At 61.6% G+C, this 23,117-nt stretch carries 25 protein-coding genes; 11 read left to right on the top strand and 14 right to left on the bottom strand.

Features of this window, described 5'->3' with window-relative positions; all coding sequences use genetic code 11:
- Nucleotides 1-50: 50 nt before the first annotated feature.
- From hisD to SM130_RS17095, 10 genes are all read right to left on the bottom strand, one after another.
- Complete coding sequence (hisD, locus tag SM130_RS17050) at nucleotides 51-1,361, bottom strand: histidinol dehydrogenase (RefSeq protein WP_102824880.1); 1,311 nt, start codon at nucleotides 1,359-1,361, stop codon at nucleotides 51-53.
- Nucleotides 1,362-1,639: 278 nt separating this feature from the next.
- A complete protein-coding gene (hisG, locus tag SM130_RS17055; protein ID WP_102824879.1) occupies nucleotides 1,640-2,272 on the bottom strand; it encodes an ATP phosphoribosyltransferase in 633 nt (210 codons plus the stop codon).
- Nucleotides 2,273-2,343: 71 nt separating this feature from the next.
- Nucleotides 2,344-3,609 carry a UDP-N-acetylglucosamine 1-carboxyvinyltransferase gene (gene murA / locus SM130_RS17060; protein WP_102824878.1) on the bottom strand — a complete coding sequence of 422 codons (1,266 nt, stop codon included), beginning with the start codon at nucleotides 3,607-3,609 and terminating at the stop codon, nucleotides 2,344-2,346.
- A gap of 102 nt (nucleotides 3,610-3,711) precedes the next feature.
- Nucleotides 3,712-3,951, bottom strand: a complete 240-nt coding sequence (locus tag SM130_RS17065; RefSeq protein ID WP_102824877.1) for a BolA family protein — start codon at nucleotides 3,949-3,951, stop codon at nucleotides 3,712-3,714.
- A gap of 99 nt (nucleotides 3,952-4,050) precedes the next feature.
- Nucleotides 4,051-4,542, bottom strand: coding sequence for a phosphate-starvation-inducible protein PsiE (locus tag SM130_RS17070; RefSeq protein ID WP_102824876.1), 492 nt, complete (start codon nucleotides 4,540-4,542; stop codon nucleotides 4,051-4,053).
- 4 nt (nucleotides 4,543-4,546) lie between these two features.
- Complete coding sequence (locus tag SM130_RS17075) at nucleotides 4,547-4,870, bottom strand: STAS domain-containing protein (RefSeq protein WP_102824875.1); 324 nt, start codon at nucleotides 4,868-4,870, stop codon at nucleotides 4,547-4,549.
- Nucleotides 4,863-5,510 (bottom strand): MlaC/ttg2D family ABC transporter substrate-binding protein, encoded by a 648-nt coding sequence (locus SM130_RS17080; protein WP_102824874.1) that lies wholly within the window; start codon nucleotides 5,508-5,510, stop codon nucleotides 4,863-4,865. Before SM130_RS17080 ends, SM130_RS17075 begins: the two co-directional genes overlap by 8 nt.
- Nucleotides 5,511-5,521: 11 nt before the next feature.
- Nucleotides 5,522-5,980 (bottom strand): outer membrane lipid asymmetry maintenance protein MlaD, encoded by a 459-nt coding sequence (gene mlaD, locus SM130_RS17085; protein ID WP_102824873.1) that lies wholly within the window; start codon nucleotides 5,978-5,980, stop codon nucleotides 5,522-5,524.
- Complete coding sequence (gene mlaE, locus SM130_RS17090) at nucleotides 5,980-6,777, bottom strand: lipid asymmetry maintenance ABC transporter permease subunit MlaE (protein WP_102824872.1); 798 nt, start codon at nucleotides 6,775-6,777, stop codon at nucleotides 5,980-5,982. The genes mlaD and mlaE overlap by 1 nt, the downstream gene beginning before the upstream one ends.
- Nucleotides 6,770-7,585, bottom strand: a complete 816-nt coding sequence (locus SM130_RS17095) for an ATP-binding cassette domain-containing protein (RefSeq protein ID WP_102824871.1) — start codon at nucleotides 7,583-7,585, stop codon at nucleotides 6,770-6,772. Before SM130_RS17095 ends, mlaE begins: the two co-directional genes overlap by 8 nt.
- Nucleotides 7,586-7,858: 273 nt before the next feature.
- Between SM130_RS17095 and SM130_RS17100 the strand changes: the two genes are divergently transcribed.
- The 10 genes from SM130_RS17100 to SM130_RS17145 all read left to right on the top strand — a co-directional run bounded on the left by SM130_RS17100 (nucleotide 7,859) and on the right by SM130_RS17145 (nucleotide 14,864).
- Nucleotides 7,859-8,833 (top strand): KpsF/GutQ family sugar-phosphate isomerase, encoded by a 975-nt coding sequence (locus tag SM130_RS17100; protein ID WP_102824870.1) that lies wholly within the window; start codon nucleotides 7,859-7,861, stop codon nucleotides 8,831-8,833.
- Nucleotides 8,833-9,357, top strand: a complete 525-nt coding sequence (locus SM130_RS17105; protein ID WP_015278031.1) for a KdsC family phosphatase — start codon at nucleotides 8,833-8,835, stop codon at nucleotides 9,355-9,357. The genes SM130_RS17100 and SM130_RS17105 overlap by 1 nt, the downstream gene beginning before the upstream one ends.
- A gap of 8 nt (nucleotides 9,358-9,365) precedes the next feature.
- Nucleotides 9,366-9,938: an LPS export ABC transporter periplasmic protein LptC gene (gene lptC / locus SM130_RS17110; protein ID WP_102824869.1), complete on the top strand. Its 573-nt coding sequence runs from the start codon at nucleotides 9,366-9,368 to the stop codon at nucleotides 9,936-9,938.
- Nucleotides 9,925-10,470, top strand: a complete 546-nt coding sequence (lptA, locus tag SM130_RS17115; protein WP_102824868.1) for a lipopolysaccharide transport periplasmic protein LptA — start codon at nucleotides 9,925-9,927, stop codon at nucleotides 10,468-10,470. The genes lptC and lptA overlap by 14 nt, the downstream gene beginning before the upstream one ends.
- Nucleotides 10,470-11,195 (top strand): LPS export ABC transporter ATP-binding protein, encoded by a 726-nt coding sequence (gene lptB / locus SM130_RS17120; protein WP_015278034.1) that lies wholly within the window; start codon nucleotides 10,470-10,472, stop codon nucleotides 11,193-11,195. Before lptA ends, lptB begins: the two co-directional genes overlap by 1 nt.
- 145 nt (nucleotides 11,196-11,340) lie before the next feature.
- A complete protein-coding gene (locus SM130_RS17125; protein WP_102824867.1) occupies nucleotides 11,341-12,849 on the top strand; it encodes an RNA polymerase factor sigma-54 in 1,509 nt (502 codons plus the stop codon).
- A 74-nt stretch (nucleotides 12,850-12,923) separates the two neighbouring features.
- Nucleotides 12,924-13,232, top strand: a complete 309-nt coding sequence (gene hpf / locus SM130_RS17130; RefSeq protein ID WP_003302844.1) for a ribosome hibernation-promoting factor, HPF/YfiA family — start codon at nucleotides 12,924-12,926, stop codon at nucleotides 13,230-13,232.
- A 7-nt stretch (nucleotides 13,233-13,239) separates the two neighbouring features.
- On the top strand, nucleotides 13,240-13,704 hold the full coding sequence (gene ptsN / locus SM130_RS17135; protein WP_102824866.1) for a PTS IIA-like nitrogen regulatory protein PtsN: 465 nt from the start codon (nucleotides 13,240-13,242) through the stop codon (nucleotides 13,702-13,704).
- A 15-nt stretch (nucleotides 13,705-13,719) separates the two neighbouring features.
- On the top strand, nucleotides 13,720-14,577 hold the full coding sequence (gene rapZ, locus SM130_RS17140) for an RNase adapter RapZ (RefSeq protein ID WP_102824865.1): 858 nt from the start codon (nucleotides 13,720-13,722) through the stop codon (nucleotides 14,575-14,577).
- Between the two features lie 14 nt (nucleotides 14,578-14,591).
- Nucleotides 14,592-14,864 (top strand): HPr family phosphocarrier protein, encoded by a 273-nt coding sequence (locus SM130_RS17145; RefSeq protein WP_102824864.1) that lies wholly within the window; start codon nucleotides 14,592-14,594, stop codon nucleotides 14,862-14,864.
- Between the two features lie 52 nt (nucleotides 14,865-14,916).
- On the opposite strand, the gene pmbA is transcribed toward SM130_RS17145, so the two are convergent.
- Nucleotides 14,917-16,263: a metalloprotease PmbA gene (pmbA, locus tag SM130_RS17150; RefSeq protein WP_102824863.1), complete on the bottom strand. Its 1,347-nt coding sequence runs from the start codon at nucleotides 16,261-16,263 to the stop codon at nucleotides 14,917-14,919.
- Nucleotides 16,264-16,375: 112 nt separating this feature from the next.
- Between pmbA and yjgA the strand changes: the two genes are divergently transcribed.
- A complete protein-coding gene (gene yjgA / locus SM130_RS17155) occupies nucleotides 16,376-16,897 on the top strand; it encodes a ribosome biogenesis factor YjgA (protein ID WP_102824862.1) in 522 nt (173 codons plus the stop codon).
- Between the two features lie 72 nt (nucleotides 16,898-16,969).
- Here the strand turns inward: yjgA and tldD are convergent, their stop codons facing one another.
- From tldD to SM130_RS17170, 3 genes are read right to left on the bottom strand one after another with little or no spacing between them, the layout of a single operon-like run.
- A complete protein-coding gene (tldD, locus tag SM130_RS17160) occupies nucleotides 16,970-18,412 on the bottom strand; it encodes a metalloprotease TldD (RefSeq protein WP_102824861.1) in 1,443 nt (480 codons plus the stop codon).
- Between the two features lie 2 nt (nucleotides 18,413-18,414).
- Nucleotides 18,415-19,260 (bottom strand): carbon-nitrogen hydrolase family protein, encoded by an 846-nt coding sequence (locus SM130_RS17165; RefSeq protein ID WP_102824860.1) that lies wholly within the window; start codon nucleotides 19,258-19,260, stop codon nucleotides 18,415-18,417.
- A 40-nt stretch (nucleotides 19,261-19,300) separates the two neighbouring features.
- Nucleotides 19,301-23,104 (bottom strand): YhdP family protein, encoded by a 3,804-nt coding sequence (locus SM130_RS17170; protein WP_102824859.1) that lies wholly within the window; start codon nucleotides 23,102-23,104, stop codon nucleotides 19,301-19,303.
- Nucleotides 23,105-23,117 lie beyond the last annotated feature (13 nt).

Genomic DNA, 23,117 nt, shown 5'->3' on the forward strand with positions numbered 1-23,117 from the left:
GTTGGCGAAGGCGGACAACACTACACATGTCCAATCCTGAGTGCCCATCGTTAACTCTTGATGCGGTACTCGGCGCTACGGGCGTGGGCGGTCAGCGATTCGCCGCGCGCCAGCACCGAGGCCACCTTGCCCAGCGTCGAAGCACCCTCAGCCGAACAGTTGATGATCGACGAACGTTTCTGAAAGTCGTATACGCCCAGCGGCGAGGAGAAGCGCGCAGTTCCCGAAGTCGGCAGAACATGATTCGGGCCCGCGCAGTAATCACCCAGCGCCTCGGCGGTGTAGCGCCCCATGAAGATGGCGCCAGCGTGGCGAATCTGCGGCAACCAATGCTCCGGCTCGGCGACCGACAACTCCAGGTGCTCAGGCGCGATGCGGTTGGCCACGTCAATGGCCTGCTGCATATCGGCAACCTGGATCAGCGCGCCACGCCCCTCGATGGAGGTGCGAGCAATGTCGGCGCGCTCGAGGGTCGGCAGCAAGCGGGCGATGCTCTCGGCGACGCGATCGAGAAATTCTGCGTCCGGGCTGACCAGAATCGACTGGGCGTCCTCGTCATGCTCGGCCTGGGAAAACAGGTCCATCGCAATCCAGTCGGGGTCAGTCTGACCGTCGCAGACCACCAGGATTTCCGATGGTCCGGCAATCATATCGATGCCGACTTTGCCGAATACGTGACGCTTGGCCGTCGCCACGTAGATGTTCCCTGGACCAACGATCTTGTCCACTGGCGGAACGCTCTCGGTGCCATACGCCAGAGCAGCAACGGCCTGCGCTCCGCCGATGGTAAATACCCGGTCGACGCCAGCGATGCAGGCCGCAGCAAGGACCAGCTCGTTGAGCTCCCCCCGTGGGGTGGGCACGACCATGACGACTTCAGGCACACCGGCGACCTTGGCCGGAATAGCGTTCATCAGCACTGAAGAGGGATACGACGCTTTGCCGCCTGGCACATAGAGACCGGCGCGATCCAGCGGGGTGACTTTCTGGCCAAGCACGGTGCCGTCGGCCTCGGTATAGGTCCAGGAGTCCTGCTTCTGCCGCTCGTGGTAACTGCGCACCCGCTCGGCCGCGATTTCCAGCGCCTCGCGCTGCTCGGCAGTGATGCGTTCGAGCGCCTGCTCAAGGCGAGCGCGTGGCAGGATCAAATCGGCCATCGACGCAACCTGCAGCCCGTCGAAGCGCTGTGTGAACTCGACCAGCGCGGCATCACCACGCTCGCGCACCGCCTTGATGATCTCCAGCACCCGCTCATTCACGCCATCGTCGGAAACGCTTTCCCAGCTCAACAGATGATCCAGATGGCGAGCGAAGTCGGCATCGGCAGCGTTGAGTCGGCGAATGGCGGAGGGAGCGGTCATAGCGGGCCTCATGGTTGGCTAGGCATCGGAACTGCACTACGAAAAATCAGGAGCACAAAGTCTCGCGAGCTAAAGCAATGCACGGAGAAACAGGCCGGAAGCGCAGCTCGCGAGCTGTAAATGAGCATTCCGAGCCTGCTTTAACGCAGCAGGGCCGACGAGCAGCAGACTTTGGACACGTTCTCAGGCGCCGCAAGAATATCAAGCCCACCGTGCAGGCACCTGAGAATTTCAGCTATGGCACGAATAGGCAGGCGCGGTGGGGACCGCGAGATACATCAATGCTGATGTTGCTGGACTGCTGCGTGGAGGGTGTCGATCAGCGCCTGGATACGCGCGTGCTGCATCTTCATCGACGCCTTGTTCACTACCAGGCGCGAACTGATGTGTGCGATCAGCTCCTGAGGTTCCAGGCCATTGGCGCGCAGCGTGTTGCCGGTGTCGACCACGTCGATGATCTTGTCCGCCAGACCCACCAGTGGCGCCAGCTCCATGGAGCCATACAGCTTGATGATATCGACCTGACGCCCCTGTTCGGCGTAGTAGCGCTTGGCGACGTTGACGAACTTGGTCGCCACGCGCAGACGGCCCTTGGGCTCTGGCGCACCGATCTTGCCGGCGGTCATCAGCTTGCAGTTGGCGATACGCAGATCCAGCGGCTCGTAGAGCCCCTGCCCACCGTACTCCATCAACACGTCCTTGCCGGCGACGCCGAGATCGGCCGCCCCGTGCTCGACATAGGTAGGCACGTCTGTAGCGCGGACGATCAGCAGACGCACGTCATCCTGGGTGGTCGGGATGATCAGCTTGCGACTCTTGTCCGGGTTCTCGGTGGGCACGATACCGGCCGCGGCAAGTAACGGCAGTGTGTCATCGAGGATGCGTCCTTTGGACAGGGCAATGGTGAGCATGGAGCACGTTTCCTTTGAACCTGGAGTGAACCCACGTCAACCGTGGGTCCGCTAGTCATCCATCTGCGAACCTAGCCCGGGACGCGGCGAATCTTGGCGCCGAGCAGCTGCAGCTTTTCTTCGATGCACTCGTAGCCACGATCGATGTGGTAGATGCGGTCGATCAGCGTATCGCCCTCGGCGACCAGGCCGGCAATGACCAGGCTCGCTGATGCGCGCAGATCAGTTGCCATGACGGGCGCACCTTTGAGGCGCTCAACGCCGGTGACGACCGCCGTATTGCCTTCGACCAGGATCTGCGAACCCATGCGGTTCATTTCGTAGACGTGCATGAAACGGTTTTCGAAGACGGTCTCGATCACCGTGCCAGTGCCTTCTGCAATGGCGTTGAGGGCAATGAACTGCGCCTGCATGTCCGTCGGAAATGCAGGGTACGGCGCAGTGCGCACATTGACGGCCTTGGGCCGCTTGCCTTTCATGTCCAGCTCTATCCAGTCGCTGCCGGTATCGATATGCGCGCCAGCCTCGACCAGCTTGTGCAGCACGGCCTCGAGCAGCGTCGCGTCGGTGTCCTTCAAGCGGACACGGCCACCGGTGGCTGCGGCCGCGACGAGATAAGTGCCGGTTTCGATACGATCAGGCATGACGTTGTAGCGACCACCACCGAGGCGCTTGACCCCGTCGATGACGATGGTGTCGGTGCCGGCACCGGAAACCTTGGCGCCCATGGAGTTGAGGAAGTTGGCCAGATCGACCACCTCAGGTTCGCGGGCGGCGTTTTCCAGCACACTGCGACCATTGGCCAGCGCGGCGGCCATCATGATGTTTTCGGTACCGGTCACGCTGATGGTATCGAAGAAGAAGTGCGCGCCACGCAGACCGCCAGCGGGCGCCTTGGCCTTGATGTAGCCGCCTTCGACGTCAATCTGTGCACCCATGGCTTCGAGGCCACGAATGTGCAGATCGACCGGACGCGAACCAATCGCGCAGCCGCCGGGCAGGGCAACTTCGGCTTCACCGAAACGCGCCACCATCGGCCCGAGCACCAGGATCGAAGCGCGCATGGTCTTTACCAGCTCATATGGCGCGACCAACGTCTTGATGCTGCTGGCGTCGACCTCAACGCTGAGCTTCTCATCGATGATCGGCTGTACACCCATGCGGCCGAACAGCTCGATCATCGTGGTGATGTCGTGCAGGTGCGGCAGGTTGCACACCGTGACGGGGGTATCGGCCAGCAACGTGGCAGCCAGGATCGGCAGAGCGGAGTTCTTCGCACCGGAAATGCGAATTTCGCCATCGAGGCGAATGCCGCCGGTAATGATCAGTTTGTCCATGGATAATCCCGTAAGCCGCAGGCTGGAAGCACTGTCGAAGAAGGCGGCGCAGTCAATGGGACGCGCTCTGCCTGAAATGATTGGTTGCGCTGAAGGGCGCGATCAGGCGCGCCCGGCCCAGTCGGTGCGACTGAAGAACTTCATGGTAACGGCATGGATACTGCCGTCGGCGATCCAGGGATTCAGATGCGCATAGATCTGCTGCTGACGCTTGACCGGGCTCAGAGCGGCCAGCTCATCGCTGATTACGTTGAGCTGAAAGTTGCAGCCTTCGCCTTCCACTTCTACCTGGGCTCCTGGAATTCGTTGTTCCAGAAAATTCTTCACTTCTAGGGCCTGCATGTTCAACCTCGATCGGCGCAAGACGCGCACGGGCCGGCCATCATACAAAAAAGCCCGGAGGCTGCGAACCCCGAACCTCGCCGAACCGACGGAGATGTCTCAATCAAGCGTCTCGGCGCCTTGATCACGACTGTGCGGGTGGCGCGACCGGCCACTTTCGCTTTGCACTGCGGGGAAACGGGACGATGCAAAGCGCACTACCAGAATCGCTAACGCCAGAAGCAAGATCGCACCTGAAATATAGACCACACCCATATCTGGCCGATGATGATGGGATACGTCGGAAATCAGCAGGCGCGTCAACGCGGTGATGGCTACGTAGATCAGGAAGCGCACCGGCATGTGATTGGTCTTGAAATAGATCCCAACCATCGCCCCCAGCTCGAGGTAGATGAACAGCAACAAGATGTCATCAACCGTGATATGACCCTTCTCGACCATACCGAGAAACGCGATGACCGCTGCCCAGGCCGTCACCGCGCCTATGGCGAACAGCGCCAGGTAATGGAAACTCTCAACCAGCAGATTCCCCAGCGATTCGGCCAGCTCATGCACGCTATCGCGCAGTCCTTCCGCCCAGCGCAGCTTCATACACCTATCCCTTTGAGTCCCGAGTTGCTTCCAGTGGCAGGATATCCAGCAAACCGGACACCCTGGCAATCTTTTCCATGTCGTCCGGCAAAGCATTGATTCGCAGATCAACGCCGGCAGCCTTGGCGTCACGCATGAACCCCAGAAGCAGTGAAAGCCCAACGCTACTGGAGCGCTCGACCGCGGAGCAATCGAGCGTGACCGGCGTGCCACTGGAAGCAATCAGCGCTCGGCCAGCCTCACGCACAGCCGGCCCACTCTGGTAGTCGAGCACTCCGAACAGGCGCAGCTGGCCTTCGCCAGCGCGCTCGATTCGCGCCTCACTCATCGCCGACAGCCTGCTGCCCGGCATCAGTGTCCTTGGCACGCGCCACCACTTCAGCCCAACCGTCGATGGTCTTGTCCAGATCGCCGCCGTTGCGCTGCATGGAGTCGGCGAACTGATCGCGGAACAGCTTGCCGATGTTGATGCCATTAATGATCACGTTGCGCACGCGCCACTCGCCTTCGTTGACCATGGTGTAGGACACCGGATAGATCTCGCCTTGGCGCCCTACCACTTCCATGCCGACGCTTGTGCGTTTGGCATCCTGCTTGCCGCTCGGCGGCAGCACGCGAATCTGCTGATTGTTGTATTCCAGCAGAGCGTTGCCATAGAACTGCATCAGACTGCGCTTGAAGTTTTCCTGAAAGCGCGTCACTTGCTCAGGCGTGGCGTTGCGTGAGTACTTCACCGTCATGATGCTGCGCGAAATGCCTTCGGCATCTACCACAGGCCCGAGAATTCCATTGAGCGACTCATAGAAAGCGGCCGGATCGTTGCGGTATCGCTCTTTGTTGGCCTTCAGGTCGGCCAGCAACTCGTCAGTGGTCTGCTGGATCACCTGATGCGCGGTTGGCGCAGCGTGGGAAAACAGCGGGAACGCGACCAGCAAAATCAGCAAGCCGCGACGCAGGGCAGTCATCATGAACATCTCCTTCAGTCTCTGTTTACCGAGTTGAGCAGGAACTTGCCGATCAGATCCTCGAGCACCAGTGAGGACTGGGTATCCTGAATGGTGTCACCATCCTTCAACAGCTCGTCGTCACCACCTACGCTGACGCCGATGTATTTCTCCCCGAGCAGGCCAGCAGTCAGAATCGAGGCAGTGGAGTCAGCTGGCAGAATCTTCACATCCTCCTGGATCTCCAGCGTCACTCGACCGGTATAGCTGTCGCGATCCAGATCGATCGCAGTGACCTTACCGATGGTTACGCCAGCCATGGTCACCTTGGATCGGACAGTCAAACCGGCAATATTGTCGAAATAGGCATACAGCTTGTAAGTATCGGTGTTGCCTACGCTCAGCCCGCTAACGCGCAGCGACAGCAGCAACAAGGCCAACAGGCCGGCAAGCAGGAACAAGCCGACACCAATCTCCAGTGTGCGGATACGCATCAGAAATCTCCAAACATCAACGCGGTCAAAATGAAATCGAGGCCGAGCACGGCCAGCGAGGCGTACACCACGGTACGGGTGGTGGCACGGCTGATACCTTCAGAGGTCGGCTCACAGTCATACCCTTGGAAAACCGCAATCCAGGTGACCACTAACGCGAACACTAGACTCTTGATGACGCCATTGAGCACATCAGAGTGGAAGTTGACGCTGTTCTGCATGTTGGCCCAGAACGAACCTTCGTAGACCCCAAGCCAGTCCACTGCGACCATCGCGCCACCCCAGATACCGACAACATTGAAGATCAACGTCAACAGCGGCAGCGAAATGAAGCCGGCCCACAGGCGCGGCGCGATGATGTACTTGAGCGGATCGACGCCAATCATCTCCAGACTCGAGAGCTGCTCGGTGGACTTCATGTTGCCGATCTCGGCTGCCAACGCCGAGCCGGCACGACCAGCGAACAGCAATGCGGTGACCACCGGCCCGAGTTCACGCAACAGGGTCAAGGCAACCATCTGCCCGACGGCCTGCTCCGAGCCGTAACTGCTGAGAATGCTGTAGCCCTGCAGCGCCAGAACCATCCCGATGAAGATACCGGACACCACGACGATCGCCAGCGAGAGCACGCCAACCGAATACAGCTGCTTGACCAGCAACGAAAAGCCGTTGCGCAGGCCACTTCGGCCAAACAGGACATGCACCAGGAAAATCGTCGAGCGCCCAAGCGCCGCGAGCACATCCAGGCCGGCCCGCCCCAGCAGGGCGATCCGATCCAATAAGGAACGCTTACGCATCGGGGCCTCCCAGTAGGTCATCAGCGTAGGTCGGCGCAGGAAAGTGGAACGGCACCGGCCCGTCCGCAGAACCTTTCATGAACTGACGAATGCGTGGATTGGTCGATTCCATCAGTTCCGCAGGCGTACCTTGACCAAGCACCTCAGCGTCGCCCACTACATAGATGTAGTCAGCAATGGAGGCGGTCTCGGCCAAGTCATGGGAGACCACGATACTGGTAATACCCAAGGCATCGTTGAGCAAGCGGATCAGCCGCACCAGCACGCCCATGGCAATCGGGTCCTGCCCGGCGAAGGGCTCGTCATACATCAGAATCTGCGGATCCAGGGCAATCGCCCGCGCCAGCGCGACGCGCCGCTTCATGCCACCAGAGAGCTCGTCGGGCATCAACTCTATCGCGCCGCGCAGGCCCACCGCCTCGAGCTTCATCAGCACGATGTCGCGAACCATTTCGTCGGGCAGCTTGGTATGCACCCGCAGCGGAAACGCTACGTTTTCGAATACGTCCAGGTCGGTGAACAGCGCACCGCTTTGAAACAGCACGCCCATCTGCTTGCGCATATCGAACAATTCGCTGCGCGACAGGCTCGGCAAATTGTTGCCGGCCACCCAGACCTCGCCTCGCGAAGGCATCAGCTGGGCGGCAATCAGCCGGAGCAGTGTCGTCTTGCCACACCCGGACGGCCCCATGATGGCCGTGACTTTCCCTCGCGGGATGGCGATATCGACATTATCGAAAATACTGCGCTCGCCCCGCATGAAGGACACTCCCTTCAGCTCGACGGCGAAGCCGTTGTTGGCGCTCATCTGGTCTCCTTGCATCAGTCTGCGAAACAGACGATTCCCGATGACGCCGGGATACTTTCTGTCCTGACCGTTTTCGGCGGCGCACTATAGCACCGCGCCTAAAGCCGCCCAACAGATGAGCGTTTCAGCAGATGACTAGCGACATGCCGTTCAGGCTCGGTTCAGCTAATACTGACCAAATCGGCTACCTGCCACGGGCCACCGAGATTTCCATCAGCACAACCCGCTTTCTCGCTATAATCCCCGCCTTTTAATCGGACGACCTTGCCAGTTATGAGCCAGAGCAGCCAATTGATCGAAACCGCACAACGCACCATTCGTCTCGAGATTGAGGCGGTTGAGCAGCTGAATGCACGTATCGATGCCTCTTTCGTAAAGGCCTGCGAGCTCATTCTTGCCTGCAAAGGCCGGGTCGTCGTCGTCGGCATGGGCAAGTCCGGCCATATCAGTCGCAAGATCGCCGCGACCCTGGCCAGCACCGGAACCGCTGCGTTTTTCGTGCATCCAGCCGAGGCCAGCCATGGCGACATGGGCATGATTACCCAAGACGACGTCGTGCTGGCGCTATCCAACTCCGGCACCACCAGCGAGATCGTTACCCTGCTGCCGCTGATCAAGCGACTCGGCATCACGCTGATCAGCATGACCGGCAATCGCGACTCGGTCCTGGCCCAAGCTGCCGCGGTAAACCTGGATGCCAGCGTCAGCATCGAAGCCTGCCCGCTGAATCTCGCGCCGACCTCCTCCACCACCGCCAGCCTGGTACTGGGTGATGCGCTGGCCATCGCGCTGCTGGAAGCGCGCGGGTTCACCGCCGAAGATTTTGCTTTCTCCCATCCGGGTGGAGCACTGGGCCGGCGCCTGCTGCTCAAGGTCGAGCACGTGATGCACACAGGCGAACGCCTGCCCCGAGTGCTTCGTGGCACCTCGCTGCGCGACGCCTTGCTGGAAATGACCCAGAAAGGCCTGGGCATGACCGTGATCGTCGAAACGGACGGACGACTGGCCGGAATCTTCACCGACGGCGACCTGCGCCGCGCCCTAGATAAAGGCGTGGATGTGCGCCAAACCAGCATCGACGAGGTGATGACCGTTCACGGCAAGACCGCCAATGCGGAAATGCTTGCGGCCGAGGCGCTGAAGATCATGGAAGACCACAAGATCAGCTCCCTGGTCGTTATCGACGAAAGCGAGCTACCGGTCGGCGCCCTGAACATGCACGACCTGCTGCGCGCGGGGGTGATGTAATGCACGAGCATCTACTGCAACGCGCCCGCGACATCCGCCTGGCAATCTTCGATGTGGATGGCGTCCTGACCGACGGTCGCCTGTACTTCCTTACCGACGGTAGCGAGTTCAAAACCTTCAACACGCTGGACGGTCACGGCATCAAGATGCTGATCAACTCCGGCGTGCGCACTGCGATTATCAGCGGACGCAAGACGCCGGTAGTGGAGCGTCGCGCGCAGAACCTGGGTATCCAGCACCTGTACCAGGGCCGCGAGGACAAGCTGGTCGTGCTCGACGAACTGCTGGCCGAGCTTGGCCTGAGCTACTCTGAGGTGGCTTATCTCGGCGACGACCTGCCGGATCTGCCGGTGATACGCCGTGTCGGCCTCGGCATGGCGGTCGCCAGTGCCGACTCGTTCGTCCGTGAACATTCACACGGCGTAACGCAGGCGCGCGGCGGCGAAGGTGCGGCACGCGAGTTCTGCGAACTGATCATGCGCGCCCAGGGCACCCTGGCCGCTGCGCAAAACGCCTACTTGTAGAGGTCCGGATGCTCCGCAAACTGCGCCTTGCTGCCCTGCTGACCCTGATCGCCGCCCTGCTGGTGGCTATCGGCTACTGGAATATTCGCCCGGAAAGTTTCATGCAGCAGCCTCCCGCTGCCGCTGCCGAGACGCCTGATGTCGATTTCTACGTGATCAACTCACGCACGGTGCAGTACCAGCCGGACGGTAAGCGCAACTACGAACTGACGGCCGACAAGCTCGAGCACATCAAGGCCAGCGATATCAGCCTGCTGACCAAGCCCGACCTGATGTCTTATCGCGGTACCGAGTTGCCTTGGCACGTGCGCAGCGAGCGCGGCGAAGTATCGGCCGAGGGCGACGAGGTCCTGCTGATCGACAAGGTCCGGGTCGAGCGCACGGACACCAAGGGCCGGCCGACAATTCTTACCACCAGCCGCCTGACGGTATGGCCGGATAAGGATTATGCCGAGACCAACCAAGCCGTTAGAATCGTGGCCGCCAATGGTGTGACCACCGCAACCGGCATGAAAGCGTACATGGATGACGGCAGGATGCTCCTGCTGTCCAACGTAAGAGGCCAGCATGAGCTGCGTTAAGACTCTCCCCCTCCTGCTCGGTTTGAGCGCATTCTGGCTCGGCGCCAGCGCTTGGGCGCTTCCCGAGGATCGTGAACAGCCAATCCGCGTACAGGCCGACTCCGCCGAACTCGATGATCGACAGGGCGTTGCGGTATATCGCGGCGACGTGGTCATAACCCAGGGCACGATGAAGATTACCGGCGACACGGTAACCATCACTCAGAATAACAACGGCGACGTCGAGGTCTTCACCTCTATCGGCAAGCCTGCCTATTACGAGCAGAAACCAGCGGCAGACAAGGAAATCGTCAAGGCTTATGGCCTGACCATCCAGTACTTCGCTGCCAACGAGCGAATCGTGCTGATCGACCAGGCCAAGGTCGTTCAGGAGGGCAACACCTTCGAAGGCGAGAAGATTGTCTATGACACCCGCCGCCAGATCGTAAATGCCGGCCGCGCCAGCAACGCAGACGTCACCACGCCGCGACCACGCGTCGACATGGTCATCCAGCCGCGCAAACGCGACCAGGCCGCGGAGCAGCCGCAGTAATGGCCGTCCTCAAAGCCCAGCATCTGGCCAAGAGCTACAAAAGCCGTCAGGTCGTGCGCGATGTCAGCCTGTCCATCGAGAGCGGGCAGATCGTCGGCCTGCTCGGCCCGAACGGTGCCGGCAAGACCACCTGCTTCTACATGATCGTCGGGCTGGTAAACGCCGATCAGGGACGCGTGCTGATCGATCAGAACGACGTCACCCACCTGCCGATGCACGGCCGCGCGCGCGCCGGCATCGGTTACCTGCCGCAGGAAGCGTCGATCTTTCGCAAACTCTCGGTTGCCGACAACATCATGGCCATTCTCGAGACACGCAAGGACTTGGATCGCAGCGGCCGCCAACAGGCGCTGGAAGGCCTGCTGCAGGAATTTCACATCAACCATATCCGCGACAGCCTCGGCATGAGCCTGTCCGGTGGTGAGCGTCGCCGAGTGGAAATCGCCCGCGCGCTGGCCACAGCGCCGAAGTTCATCCTGCTCGATGAACCCTTCGCCGGGGTTGACCCGATCTCGGTCGGCGATATCAAACAGATCATTCACCATCTCAAGGCCAAGGGCATCGGCGTGCTGATCACTGATCACAATGTCCGTGAAACGCTGGATATTTGCGAAACCGCCTATATCGTCAATGACGGACAACTGATCGCCGAAGGCGATGCACAGACGATCCTCAGCAACCAGCTGGTCAAGGAAGTCTATCTGGGCCACGAATTCCGCCTCTGAGGCGGTTTTTTTGCTCAGCTCGGCAAATCGGCTCTAGGCAAAGGCTTCGTCGGCAGGCATATAATTTGCTTTCGCTGGCGCCCTGGGCGCGGCATGTCGGAATGGGCGCGGTTGCGCCGGCATACAAGGTTCGAAGTCCTCTGCCATGAAACCATCGCTAGTCCTGAAGATGGGCCAGCAGCTGACGATGACACCGCAGCTGCAACAGGCCATACGGCTCCTCCAGTTATCCACCCTCGATCTGCAGCAGGAGATCCAGGAGGCGCTGGATTCCAATCCCATGCTTGAGCGTGAAGAAGACGGCGACGACTTCGACAGCTCCGATCCCATGGCCGAGGCCGTTGACCGGCCGGGCGAAACCGGCATCGAGAAGAGCAGCAGCCAGGAAAGCACCTACGAGGAGCCCTCGCACAGCGGTGAGAGCGCGGAAGACGGCGACTGGGGTGAGCGCATTCCTAGCGAGCTTCCGGTCGACACGGCCTGGGAAGACATCTACCAGACCAGCGCCAGCAGCCTGCCCAGCAACGATGACGACGAGTGGGACTTCACCAGCCGTACATCGAGCGGCATCAGCCTGCAGAGCCACCTCCTGTGGCAACTCAACCTTGCGCCAATGAGCGACACCGATCGATTGATCGCTACCACGCTGATCGACTGCATCAACGACCAGGGCTATCTCGAGGAGACCCTGCAGGAGATCGTCGACTCGTTCGACCCGGAGCTGGAAGTCGAACTCGACGAGGTTGAGGTCGTCTTGCGGCGCATCCAGCAGTTCGAGCCGGCCGGCATCGGTGCCCGCGACCTGCGTGAATGCCTGCTCCTGCAACTGCGCCAGTTACCCGACCGAACGCCATGGCTGTGCGAGGCCCAGCGCTTGGTCGGCGAATACCTGGATATCCTTGGCGGCCGCGACTACAACCTGCTGATGCGCCGCATGAAGCTCAAGGAAGACGAGCTGCGCCAGGTCATCGAGCTGATCCAGAGTCTGAATCCTCGCCCGGGCTCGCAGATCGAGGCGAGCGAACCAGAATACGTGGTCCCCGACGTGATCGTGCGCAAGCACAACGATCGCTGGCTGGTCGAACTGAACCAGGAAGCCATGCCGCGCCTGCGGGTCAATGCGCAGTACGCCGGTTTCGTTAAACGCGCCGACTCCAGCGCAGACAACACCTTCATGCGCAATCAGTTGCAGGAGGCGCGCTGGTTCATCAAAAGTCTGCTCAGCCGCAACGAAACCCTGATGAAGGTCGCCACCCAGATCGTCGAGCATCAGCGCGCTTTCCTGGAACATGGTGACGAGGCAATGAAGCCGCTGGTCCTGCACGATATTGCCGAAGCGGTGGGGATGCACGAATCGACAATTTCTCGCGTAACCACGCAGAAATACATGCACACGCCGCGGGGCATCTACGAACTCAAATATTTCTTCTCCAGCCACGTCAGTACGGCTGAAGGCGGCGAATGTTCGTCCACCGCGATCCGCGCGATCATCAAGAAGCTGGTCGCCGCGGAAAACCAGAAAAAGCCGTTGAGCGACAGCAAGATCGCTGGTTTACTGGAGGCGCAGGGCATCCAGGTGGCCCGCCGCACAGTTGCGAAGTACCGCGAGTCACTCGGTATCGCACCGTCCAGCGAGCGCAAGCGTTTGCTGTGATCGGCCCCTGGTCGAACTGCCCCGGCGGCAGGCCTACCAACCTGCTCTTCGCACAAGGCAAAGGAGATAGCAGTATGCAAGTCAACATCAGCGGTGTTCATCTGGAAGTAACAGACGCCCTGCGTGACTACATCGAGGAGAAGTTCGACCGGCTTGCTCGCCACTTCGACCGCATCATCAGTGTTCAGGTGATTCTGCAGGTCGAGAAGCTCAAGCAGAAAGCCGAAGCAACTCTGCACGTCGCCGGCCGCGAAGTGGTGGCCATTGCCGATCATGAAGACATGTACGCTGCGGTCGACCTTCTGGTCGACAAGCTTGATCGCCAGTTGATCAAGCACAAGGAGAAGCAGCTAGACCACACACAGGGCGCTGTCACCCGCTGACTCCAATATGATCCGACTCGAAAACATCCTCACCCCCGGACGTTCCCTTGTGGACGTCCCGGGCGGTAGCAAAAAACGCGTCCTGGAACAGATCGCCAAGGTGATCGCCCAAGACCTCATCGATCTCGACTCCCAGACCGTGTTCGAAAGCCTGATTGCCCGGGAAAAGCTCGGCTCCACCGGCTTTGGCAATGGAATCGCCATTCCACATTGCCGCATGGTCGGTTGCAGCGCTCCGCTGAGTGCCGTGCTGCGCCTGGAAACACCTGTGGACTTCGACGCCATTGACGGCGCACCGGTGGATTTGCTGTTCGTTCTGCTAGTTCCTCAAGCCGCTACGGACGAGCACCTTGAACTGTTGCGCCAGATCGCCAGCATGCTCGACCGAGAAGATGTACGCCAAAGGCTGCGCGAGGCGCCAACCAACCAAAGCCTCTATCAGGTCGTAGTCGACGTGCAGAGCGGGGCCTGACGAAGTGGGCAATCGATGCGGCTGATCATCGTAAGTGGGCGCTCAGGCTCGGGCAAAAGCACCGCGCTGAACGTGCTTGAGGACAACGGCTTCTACTGCATCGACAATCTGCCTGCCGGGCTGCTGCCAGAACTCGCCGAGCGCGCTCTGCTGCATACCGAGCTGCTGCACCCGCAGGTCGCCGTATCGATCGATGCGCGCAACCTGCCCAGCCAGCTCAAGCGCTTTCCGGAACTGCTCGAAGAAGTCCGCGCCCGGCACATCCTGTGCGATGTGCTCTATCTCGACGCCGATGATGAAACCCTGCTCAAGCGCTTCTCGGAAACCCGCCGGCGTCACCCACTGACCAACGAAACCCGCTCGTTGGCCGAGGCGATCCACGACGAAGAGTTGCTGCTGGCAGCGATCATCGATCATGCCGATCTGAAGATTGATACCACGCATCTGAATCTCTACCAGCTGCGTGACGTGCTCAAGCTGCGCCTGCTCAACAAACCGGAGCCAGGCACGGCGTTTCTGATCGAGTCATTTGGATTCAAGCGAGGCATGCCCGTCGATGCCGACCTGGTATTCGACGTGCGCTGCCTGCCCAATCCGTACTGGAAAGCAGAGCTACGGGACTTTTCAGGCCTCGACCAACCTGTAGTCGACTATCTCGCCGCTCAAGCCGATGTGGAGGAAATGTTCCAGGACATCCACGCCTATCTGAGCAAATGGCTGCCGCGGTTTGCCGCCAGCAACCGGGCATACGTCACCATCGCCATTGGCTGCACCGGCGGGCATCACCGTTCGGTCTATCTGGCCGAACGGCTGGGCAAGGCCCTCAGAGAGCCGCTGAAAAACCTGCAGGTCCGTCATCGGGACCTCGCTTAGGAATACCTGTACTCATGCCCGCCCGCGAAGTAACCATCATCAATAAGCTCGGTCTGCATGCTCGCGCTGCAGCCAAGTTCGTAGCCGTAGCCAACCGCTTCCCCTGCAGGATCCGCGTTGGCCGGTGTCCCGACACGCTGGTGGACGGAAAAAGCATCATGGCCGTCATGATGCTTGCGGCAAGCAAAGGCACCTCCGTGCACCTGCATACCGAAGGTGAGCAGGAAGACGAAGCCCTGATTGCGCTGGCCGCACTGATCGACGACTATTTCGAAGAGGGCGAGTGAAACGTTGTGCGAGGCAGCGCGAACCGTTTCCGGCCGCGCCAGCGCACTCGCCTCACTTACCGGCGACCATCATCCGTTCGATCAGCACCGAGCCTGTGCGTACATTGCTGCGCGTTTCCACATCACAACCCACCGCAACGATCTGACGGAACATGTCGCGCAGGTTGCCGGCAATGGTGACCTCCTGTACCGGGAACTGGATTTCGCCGTTTTCAACCCAGTAGCCACCGGCACCACGCGAATAGTCCCCGGTGACCAGGTTCAGGCCCTGTCCCATCAGCTCGGTCACCAATAGGCCACGCCCCATGCGACGAATGAGCGCCGCCTGATCCTCATCACCGTGACTGACGAACAGGTTATGCACGCCTCCGGCGTTGGCCGTACTCGGCATGCCCAGCTTGCGCCCAGAGTAAGTCGATAGCACATAGGACAGCAGGCGGCCGTTCTCTACGAACGGCTTGGCATAGGTTGCCAAGCCATCGCCATCGTAACTGGCGCTGCCGAGCGCGCGCGGAATGTGCGGACGCTCATCGAGGCTCAACCATTCGGGAAACAGCGTCTGCCCCAGCGCATCTTCGAGATAGGAGGCCTTGCGATACAGGTTGCCTCCGGATATTGCCGCAATGAAATGACCGAACAGACCAGTCGCCAGCTCCGGAGCGAACAGCACCGGCACTTCGCAGGTCGGTACCGGCCGCGCACCCAGGCGCCGCACGGCGCGCTCGGCGGCGCGCCGACCGATCGTTTGCGGGTCCAGCAGCGCCTCGCCGATGCGATTGACGTCGTAGAAGTAGTCGCGCTGCATCTGCCCTTCGCTTTCGGCAATCATCACGCAACTCAAGCTATGACGGCTGCTGCAATAGCCCCCGATGAAACCGTTGCTGTTGCCATACGCACGGCAGCCCTGATGGGTATTGAGGCTGGTGCCATCTGCATTGCGAATACGCTGGTCGGCCGCAAATGCTGAGCTTTCACATTTCAAGGCCTGCTCAATGGCCTGTTCAGGAGTGATGCTCCAGGGATGATAGAGATCCAGGTCGGGCAACTCGCGCGCCATCAGCGTCGCGTCGGCCAGACCCGCAAACTCGTCTTCGGAGGCATGCTTGGCAATGGCCAATGCGGCAGCCACAGTTTCCCGAATAGCCGCATCGCCACTGCCGGTGGTGCTGGCAGAACCCTTGCTCTGCCCGACATAAAGCGTGATGCCGAAGCCCTGGTCGCGATTGAACTCGACGGTCTCAACCTCGCCCTGACGCACAGTGGTGGACAACCCCTGCTCCATCGAGACCGAAACCTCGCTGGCGCTGGCGCCTTGCCGACGCGCTTCCTCGATGATGCGCTCAACCTTCTCGCGCAACTCGGGCAGCACGTGCGGGCCGATGCCTTCTACTTCACTCATAAGCACTCCCAAACGACCGCAATCGAATCAAGTTGCAACCTGGCGCCGCTCCTCTGAAGCCTGCTGCCAGGGCTGCTGTTATCATGGCGGCATTTCCTAGTGGACCATCCCCATGTCTGAACACTCTGACGCCGAAGATTTCGACGAGAAAAGCAAATCCCAGGTCAAACGCGAACTGCTTGCCCTGCAGGAGCTCGGCGAGCGCCTGACCACCCTCAAGCCAGACCTGATTGCCCGACTGCCGTTGAGCGACGCTCTGCAGAAGGCGCTGGCCGACGCACCAAAACACACGGCGCACATCGCTCGCAAACGGCACATCCAGTACATCGGCAAGCTGATGCGTGATCAGGATGTCGATGCCATCCTGGCGCTGGTCGATCAACTCGACGCCTCGACTCGCCAGTACAACGAACGTTTCCATGCGCTGGAGCGCTGGCGCGACCGTATGATTGGCGGCGACGACGCCACCCTGGAAGCCTTCGTTGCCGAATATCCCGAAACCGATCGCCAGCATTTGCGTGGGCTGATCCGTCATGCCCAGCACGAAGCGGCACGCAACAAGCCGCCGGCGGCCAGTCGGAAAATCTTCAAGTACATCCGCGACCTGGACGAAACCAAGCGCGGCCTGCGCTAACGGTAGAGAGGGGCAGGCTGCAAGCCGGGACCGTAACGGACACGTGTTTGCAGCTCGCCGGCGGCGGTAACCTCAAGCGCCCGTTCCACCTACCGTGATCTCGTCGATCTTCAGCGTCGGCTGGCCGACGCCCACCGGCACCGACTGTCCATCCTTGCCGCAGGTGCCAACGCCGCTGTCCAGAGCCAGGTCGTTACCGACCATCGACACCCGGTTCATCACCTCCGGACCGTTGCCGATCAGGGTCGCACCCTTCACCGGCGCGGTGATCTTGCCGTCCTCGATCAGATACGCCTCGCTGGTGGAGAAGACGAACTTGCCGCTGGTGATATCGACTTGGCCCCCGCCGAGGCTGGCGCAATAAATGCCCTTCTTCACCGAGCGGATGATTTCCTGCGGATCACTCTCACCGGCCAGCATGTAGGTATTGGTCATGCGCGGCATCGGCAGGTGCGCATAGGATTCGCGGCGGCCGTTGCCGGTTGGCGCTACGCCCATCAGGCGCGCGTTGAGCTTGTCCTGGATGTAGCCCTTGAGGATGCCGTTCTCGATCAGCGTGGTGCACTGGGTCGGCGTGCCTTCGTCATCCACGCTGAGCGATCCACGACGGTCGGCCAGGGTGCCGTCGTCGACGATGGTGCAGAGACTGGAGGCGACCTGCTCACCGATCCGGCCGCTATAGGCCGAACTGCCCTTGCGGTTGAAATCACCTTCCAGACCGTGACCCACTGCCTCATGCAGCAGTACGCCAGACCAGCCTGGGCCGAGCACCACCGGCAACGAGCCCGCTGGCGCCGGCACCGCCTCGAGATTGACCAATGCCTGGCGCAACGCCTCGCGGGCATAGCCCATGGCGCGGTCCTCGGTCAGGAAGTACTGATAGCCGGTGCGACCACCGCCGCCCTGCCCGCCACGCTCACGACGGCCGTTCTGCTCGACGATCACGCTGACATTGAAACGCACCAGCGGCCGGATATCGGTCGCCATGCCGCCGTCCATGCCCGCCACCAGAATGTGCTCCCAGACGCCCGCCAGGCTCACGGTGACCTGCTTGATGCGCGGATCAAGGGCACGAGTCGCGACGTCGATGCGCTTGAGCAACTCGACCTTCTCGGCACGGCTCAGCCCGTCGAGCGGGTTGTCCTGGCTGTACAGCGGAGCGAACACAGCCTTGGACAGGACCTTGACCTGGCCCTGTTGCCCGCTACGGGCGATCGAGCGCGCCGCCTGGGCTGCCTGACGCAACGCATCGGCCGTGATGGCATTGCTGTAGGCGAAGCCGGTCTTCTCGCCAGACACCGCGCGCACACCGACGCCCTGTTCCAGGTGGAAGCCGCCCTCCTTGACGATGCCATCCTCAAGTACCCAGGACTCGGAGACCTGGTCCTGAAAATACAGGTCCGCGGCATCCACGCCGGGACCGGCAAGCTCGCCGAGCAGGCCGGGCAGATCATCGATACCCAGGCCGCCAGGGGTCAGCAGGCGCTCTGTGACGGGTAACAGCAGTTCACTCATATTCACTCCAAACGGTCCGTGACCAGGCACGGTACGGAAAATCGGCGGTGGCGCTGCACCGGCATGCGCTGGCGAATAGCGGCCTGTTCGCCCGCGTCTCGCTCGCTCACGAGGGCAACCGGACCAGTCGCCTGTTCGCGCAACAGTCGGCCCCATGGGTCAACGATAGACGAATGACCATGGGTGAAGCGACCGCCAGGGTGCTCGCCACCCTGTGCCGCGGCCAGGATATAGCATTGAGTCTCGATGGCGCGGGCGCGAATCAGACTCGCCCAGTGCGCCTCGCCTGTCACCGTGGTAAATGCCGACGGCACGCTGATCAGCTCGGCGCCGGCCGCACGCAACGCCGTAAACAGCTCGGCGAAACGCAAGTCATAACACACGCTCATGCCTAGTCGGCCAACCGGCGTATCGACCACAACCAAACGCTCACCGGGCGCGTAGTCATCGGACTCACGATAGTGGCCGCGGCTGTCGGCCACCTCCGCATCGAACAAATGCAGCTTGTCGTAACGAGCCACCCGATGCCCGTTGTCATCGAACAACAGCGAGCAGGCGTTGGGCTTGGCGTGCGGGCAATCATCGGGGGGCAACGGCAACGTCCCGGCGACTATCCACAATCTGAGGTCACGGGCAGCTTGTTTCAACCAGGGCAGGATCGGTCCATCGCCCATCGCTTCAGCAAGCCCGAGTTGCGCAGGGGCTTTGTGGCCCATCGCCGCGAAGTTCTCCGGCAATACCGCCAGGCGGGCGCCGGCATTTGCTGCCTGTTCCAGCAACTGGCGAGCAAGGGTCAGATTGAGCGCGATGTCAGCCTGGCTGGCCATCTGGATCACGGCTAAGGACATGACTACCCCGATGCTGAAAGACGAAGCCCAGGACTATGGATCAGTTGGGCTTCTCGAATGGTTTGTCGAAGCTGATCTTGGGCGACTGCCACGGCCCCTTGACGTCGTACTGCACGCTGGCGAAACGCGCAACGCGGTCACCCAATAGCTTGTCCGCCACGAACAATGCGCCACCAATCGCCGGCGCACCGACAATCAGCGCAGCCAGAGGCAGGTTATTGCTGATCGGCAAGGTAACCAACAACTTGGCGTCGATCTCGTCGCGGGCCATGTCCAACTTGCCGTCCAGCTCCAGGTTGCTCGACGGGCCACTGACGGTGATCGGCTCGCGCGTGGTGAACACACCGGCGCTGGCCTGCAGGTTGCCGTCCAAACGGTCATAGCTGAGGCCTTTGCTGAACAGATCGGAGAAGTCCAGGCGCAGACGGCGTCCTATCGAGTTGAAATTCAGCACGCCGAACACTCGCAGCGCCTGCGCGCTGCCATCGATCTCGACGAACTGGCCCTTGCGCAGCCGCGGCTGCATGCTGCCGGAATAGCGCGCCATGGCGAACCCGGCCGGCGAGCCCGGCCATTGCCCGTCCGCGTCCAGGCGAAAACTGTCACTGGTGACCGATGGCGCAAAGCCCCAGGCCAGCAGCACATCAGCCAGGTTGCGGCCTTCGAGACGGCCTTTGTACCAGGTCTGCGTACCATTCCAGCCGCCGGTGCCGCCGACCTTCAGCCCCTTCAGGTCAAGGGCGATATCACGAAACTCGACCCCACCGCTGACCGGGCGCAGCTTCAGCGCCCAGGCGCCGAGGGCGTCGTCGCCTATGGCAACCCGCTCAATGGAAATATCCATTGCAGGCAGGCTTTGCGGATTCACGTCAGCCAGTGGATCGGGACGTGCTCCAGCCGCTTCGCCGGTCGCCGTCGCGGCCGGCAGGCGCAGGTGTTGCAGATTGGCGACGATGACACCGCTCTCAGCGTCCGGAAGGCGGATCGAACCACTGATCATCGAACTGCGTAAGCCCAGCGCCCAGGCATTGCTCAAGCGCTGCAGGTCAATGCCGAGGTTGTCGATACGGGTGCCGAACCCGTCGAAACGATCAATATCGACCTGCACCTGACGCAGCAGTGAGCCAGTCGTCTCCTGAGGATCGCCCTTGCCATGCTGTTCGAGCACGGCCTGCCAGGCTTTCAAATCGAGCTCAGCCAGACGGCCTTTCACATACAGCCCGGCGCGCACCGGCAGATTGGCCGCACCGCCCCCCAACCGCAGCTCTCCACGCCCCTGCGCCCAGGCACCGGGCGGTGCAGCGAACGCGACTGCGGCGAGCGTGCCGTACTGCACACCATAGCGCCGCTCCGCGCCCTGGAGAGACATGCGCAGCGAGGTATCACGCCGTTCGCTGGCAGTTTTGCCGAACGGCGCCGGCAGTTCGATACGAAGTCCCTGCAGAGAAGAATCAATCTGCAGCTGACTGCTCTCGCCTGCCAGATCCAGCCGCAGCTGATAAGGGAGCTCGCCGCTGGCTGGCAATGGCTGCTCGACGTTGAGCCATTCGAGCAGGCGCTTGAGGCCCACGTCGCCACGCGCCTCGACACGCGAAGCAGGTTTGCCCGCTGACCCTGTCGCCACGGCCTTGCCCTTTACCGGACGGCCGAACAAGCGAGCCTGAATATCCTCTGCGCTAAGTCCCCGCGCAGTGTCGTAACGGAAGTCGCCGCGAAGTTGCTCGAAACCGAGCGCCGGCTCGGCGATCTGCAACGCTGCGTCGCGGCTGGAAAAATCGACGATGACCCGAGGCGTGCCCTTTCCCAACGGAATCTGCAAATCGAGGGCGCCGTCGAGCTGCCCTTGTCCCTGCCAACCCGCGAAGATTTCTCCGGTGCCGATTGGCGCCTCCTGCAGCAGCTTCAACGCATCGTGCAGACTGCTGGCCACCTTTCCCTTGACCGTTAACCGCGGCACTTTTCCACTGCCGGCGTGGGGGATATCGGCGGTCGCGTCATACACGCGGCTGTCGAGAATTCGGCCTTCGGCGAGCCGCACCCGCACGCCGCTATCCTCGATCAGCACCTCACCACGCCCCTGCTGCAACACGGGCCAGCCAGGCTGGAAGGCCAGCTCTGCGTCACGCACCTTGAAATACAGGCTCAGACTGCGCGCACTGTCGGAAGCGTTCTTGCTCAACGCCCCCTGATACTGGAAATACCCCTGCTCGACGGTACCGCTACGTATGGCGTCCTTGAGCCAGCCAACCAGCGCAGGGCTCAAGGCCGGTGAGCGGGTCGGCAGATACTTTTCGGTATAGCGGGCATCGCCCTCGCTGAGCCCGACGCGCAGATCCATATAGTCTTCGGCCGCCGGGTCGCGCATCAGACGAATGAGAAAGTCCCCGGCGATCTTGCCTTCTTCGCCGTCGACGCGCAGATAGGGTGCGGCCAAGGTGAAGGCCTGTTCGTCCAGCGTCCAGGTCAGGCGACCGGCACCGTGCCGATAGTGCCAAGGCTCGGGATACAAGGGCGCGAGATGAAGGCTGAAGTCATCGCTGTCCAGGCGCAGCTCACCACTGGCCAGATCGCCCTGGATGCTACCGCTTGCGTTGCCAACCGCCGGAATCCAGTTCTGCGCCGCGAAGTTGACCCGATCCAGATTGGCGGCGAATCGCAGTCGCTGTGGTGAATCCGTGTCAGGGCGGTAGTCGAGGCGAAGATTGCGCAGCGTTCCGCTGGGCTGCAGCGTCGCGAGCGTCTCGGTGGCGGCCGGTGGTAGCGGTGCCAGAGCGCCGACAAGCGCGGCGATCGGCGCAATGCCCAGCCGGTCGGCTTGCAGCCGCCAGTGCTGCTCGCCCTGGTTCTGCTGCAGAAGAATCCGCGCGTCGCCCCAACGCTCGCCTTGAAGATCGAAGGCCAGTCGGTCGAGCAGCAACCGATAGCCCTTTTCGGTGTGATCGACGTAAGCCTCGACGGCCAGGTCCTCAAGCTGCACAGATGGGCGATCGACAAACGACGCGCTCAGCTGCGGCGCATTCAAGCGCAGCACGGCACGGTCCAGCTGTTGCTTGCTCCAGCGCGCCCAAAGCTCGCCGCCCACGTGCGCCGACTGCAGATGCCAGTCCGCGGTCAGGCGCCGAGGCAGCCACGCGGCCCAATCGCTTTGCGGCAGGCTCAGATAGAGCTGCGCTTCGGCCTGTTGCCACCGCTGCGCCTGTACACGCGCCTGCACACGCAAGGCCAGGGGCTGGCCGTCCGGCAGAACGCTGCGGGCATCGAGCCTCAGCCGCTCGCCGTCAACGTGCAGGCCCAAATCGGTATAGCTCAGGGTCAGAGGCGACTCACCGAAGGGCTCGAGGGTGATCTGGCTGTCGAGAACCGCGAGCCGTCGCACTTGCTGCAAAGCCTCGATAATCCTCTGCGGATCGGGGGGCGGCTGCTCAGGGCGCTCCGGCAAACCATCCACTCGCCACTTGCCCTCGGCATCTTCGGCTACGGACAGATGCACACCGCCGAATTCCAGCGTTCCGAGGCGAAATGCTCGCGCCCAAAGGCTGGCAGCGAGGTCCGGGACGATAGCGACACGGTCCAGGCGCATGGCACCGTCGCCCTCGCCAACCAGTACATCATGTGCAACCAGCTTGGGCGCGAAGCCCTCCCAACGGCCTTCCAGCCTGCCCAAGGCTACCGGCATGTTCAGCGCCGCCTGCGCCTTTTCCTGCACCTCGCTGCGGTACTCGGCAACCAGGGGAACCAGCTGCCGGCCGAGGCTGACGTACAGCGCAACCAGAATGAGCCCGAACGCGGCTATCCAGCACAGCTGGCGCGACAGGGTCACGAGAAAAACGGCGAGGCGGCTCATACGGATGCGCTCC

Source organism: Stutzerimonas stutzeri, assembly GCF_038561965.1.
GTDB lineage: Bacteria > Pseudomonadota > Gammaproteobacteria > Pseudomonadales > Pseudomonadaceae > Stutzerimonas > Stutzerimonas stutzeri_AA.

What these genes read in the sequence shown, in the direction of transcription:
- hisD (WP_102824880.1), bottom strand. Translation starts at nt 1,361, where the DNA reads ATGACCGCTCCCTCCGCCATTCGCCGACTCAACGCTGCCGATGCCGAC.
- hisG (WP_102824879.1), bottom strand. Translation starts at nt 2,272, where the DNA reads ATGCTCACCATTGCCCTGTCCAAAGGACGCATCCTCGATGACACACTG.
- murA (WP_102824878.1), bottom strand. Translation starts at nt 3,609, where the DNA reads ATGGACAAACTGATCATTACCGGCGGCATTCGCCTCGATGGCGAAATT.
- SM130_RS17065 (WP_102824877.1), bottom strand. Translation starts at nt 3,951, where the DNA reads ATGCAGGCCCTAGAAGTGAAGAATTTTCTGGAACAACGAATTCCAGGA.
- SM130_RS17070 (WP_102824876.1), bottom strand. Translation starts at nt 4,542, where the DNA reads ATGAAGCTGCGCTGGGCGGAAGGACTGCGCGATAGCGTGCATGAGCTG.
- SM130_RS17075 (WP_102824875.1), bottom strand. Translation starts at nt 4,870, where the DNA reads ATGAGTGAGGCGCGAATCGAGCGCGCTGGCGAAGGCCAGCTGCGCCTG.
- SM130_RS17080 (WP_102824874.1), bottom strand. Translation starts at nt 5,510, where the DNA reads ATGATGACTGCCCTGCGTCGCGGCTTGCTGATTTTGCTGGTCGCGTTC.
- mlaD (WP_102824873.1), bottom strand. Translation starts at nt 5,980, where the DNA reads ATGCGTATCCGCACACTGGAGATTGGTGTCGGCTTGTTCCTGCTTGCC.
- mlaE (WP_102824872.1), bottom strand. Translation starts at nt 6,777, where the DNA reads ATGCGTAAGCGTTCCTTATTGGATCGGATCGCCCTGCTGGGGCGGGCC.
- SM130_RS17095 (WP_102824871.1), bottom strand. Translation starts at nt 7,585, where the DNA reads ATGAGCGCCAACAACGGCTTCGCCGTCGAGCTGAAGGGAGTGTCCTTC.
- SM130_RS17100 (WP_102824870.1), top strand. Translation starts at nt 7,859, where the DNA reads ATGAGCCAGAGCAGCCAATTGATCGAAACCGCACAACGCACCATTCGT.
- SM130_RS17105 (WP_015278031.1), top strand. Translation starts at nt 8,833, where the DNA reads ATGCACGAGCATCTACTGCAACGCGCCCGCGACATCCGCCTGGCAATC.
- lptC (WP_102824869.1), top strand. Translation starts at nt 9,366, where the DNA reads ATGCTCCGCAAACTGCGCCTTGCTGCCCTGCTGACCCTGATCGCCGCC.
- lptA (WP_102824868.1), top strand. Translation starts at nt 9,925, where the DNA reads ATGAGCTGCGTTAAGACTCTCCCCCTCCTGCTCGGTTTGAGCGCATTC.
- lptB (WP_015278034.1), top strand. Translation starts at nt 10,470, where the DNA reads ATGGCCGTCCTCAAAGCCCAGCATCTGGCCAAGAGCTACAAAAGCCGT.
- SM130_RS17125 (WP_102824867.1), top strand. Translation starts at nt 11,341, where the DNA reads ATGAAACCATCGCTAGTCCTGAAGATGGGCCAGCAGCTGACGATGACA.
- hpf (WP_003302844.1), top strand. Translation starts at nt 12,924, where the DNA reads ATGCAAGTCAACATCAGCGGTGTTCATCTGGAAGTAACAGACGCCCTG.
- ptsN (WP_102824866.1), top strand. Translation starts at nt 13,240, where the DNA reads ATGATCCGACTCGAAAACATCCTCACCCCCGGACGTTCCCTTGTGGAC.
- rapZ (WP_102824865.1), top strand. Translation starts at nt 13,720, where the DNA reads ATGCGGCTGATCATCGTAAGTGGGCGCTCAGGCTCGGGCAAAAGCACC.
- SM130_RS17145 (WP_102824864.1), top strand. Translation starts at nt 14,592, where the DNA reads ATGCCCGCCCGCGAAGTAACCATCATCAATAAGCTCGGTCTGCATGCT.
- pmbA (WP_102824863.1), bottom strand. Translation starts at nt 16,263, where the DNA reads ATGAGTGAAGTAGAAGGCATCGGCCCGCACGTGCTGCCCGAGTTGCGC.
- yjgA (WP_102824862.1), top strand. Translation starts at nt 16,376, where the DNA reads ATGTCTGAACACTCTGACGCCGAAGATTTCGACGAGAAAAGCAAATCC.
- tldD (WP_102824861.1), bottom strand. Translation starts at nt 18,412, where the DNA reads ATGAGTGAACTGCTGTTACCCGTCACAGAGCGCCTGCTGACCCCTGGC.
- SM130_RS17165 (WP_102824860.1), bottom strand. Translation starts at nt 19,260, where the DNA reads ATGTCCTTAGCCGTGATCCAGATGGCCAGCCAGGCTGACATCGCGCTC.
- SM130_RS17170 (WP_102824859.1), bottom strand. Translation starts at nt 23,104, where the DNA reads ATGAGCCGCCTCGCCGTTTTTCTCGTGACCCTGTCGCGCCAGCTGTGC.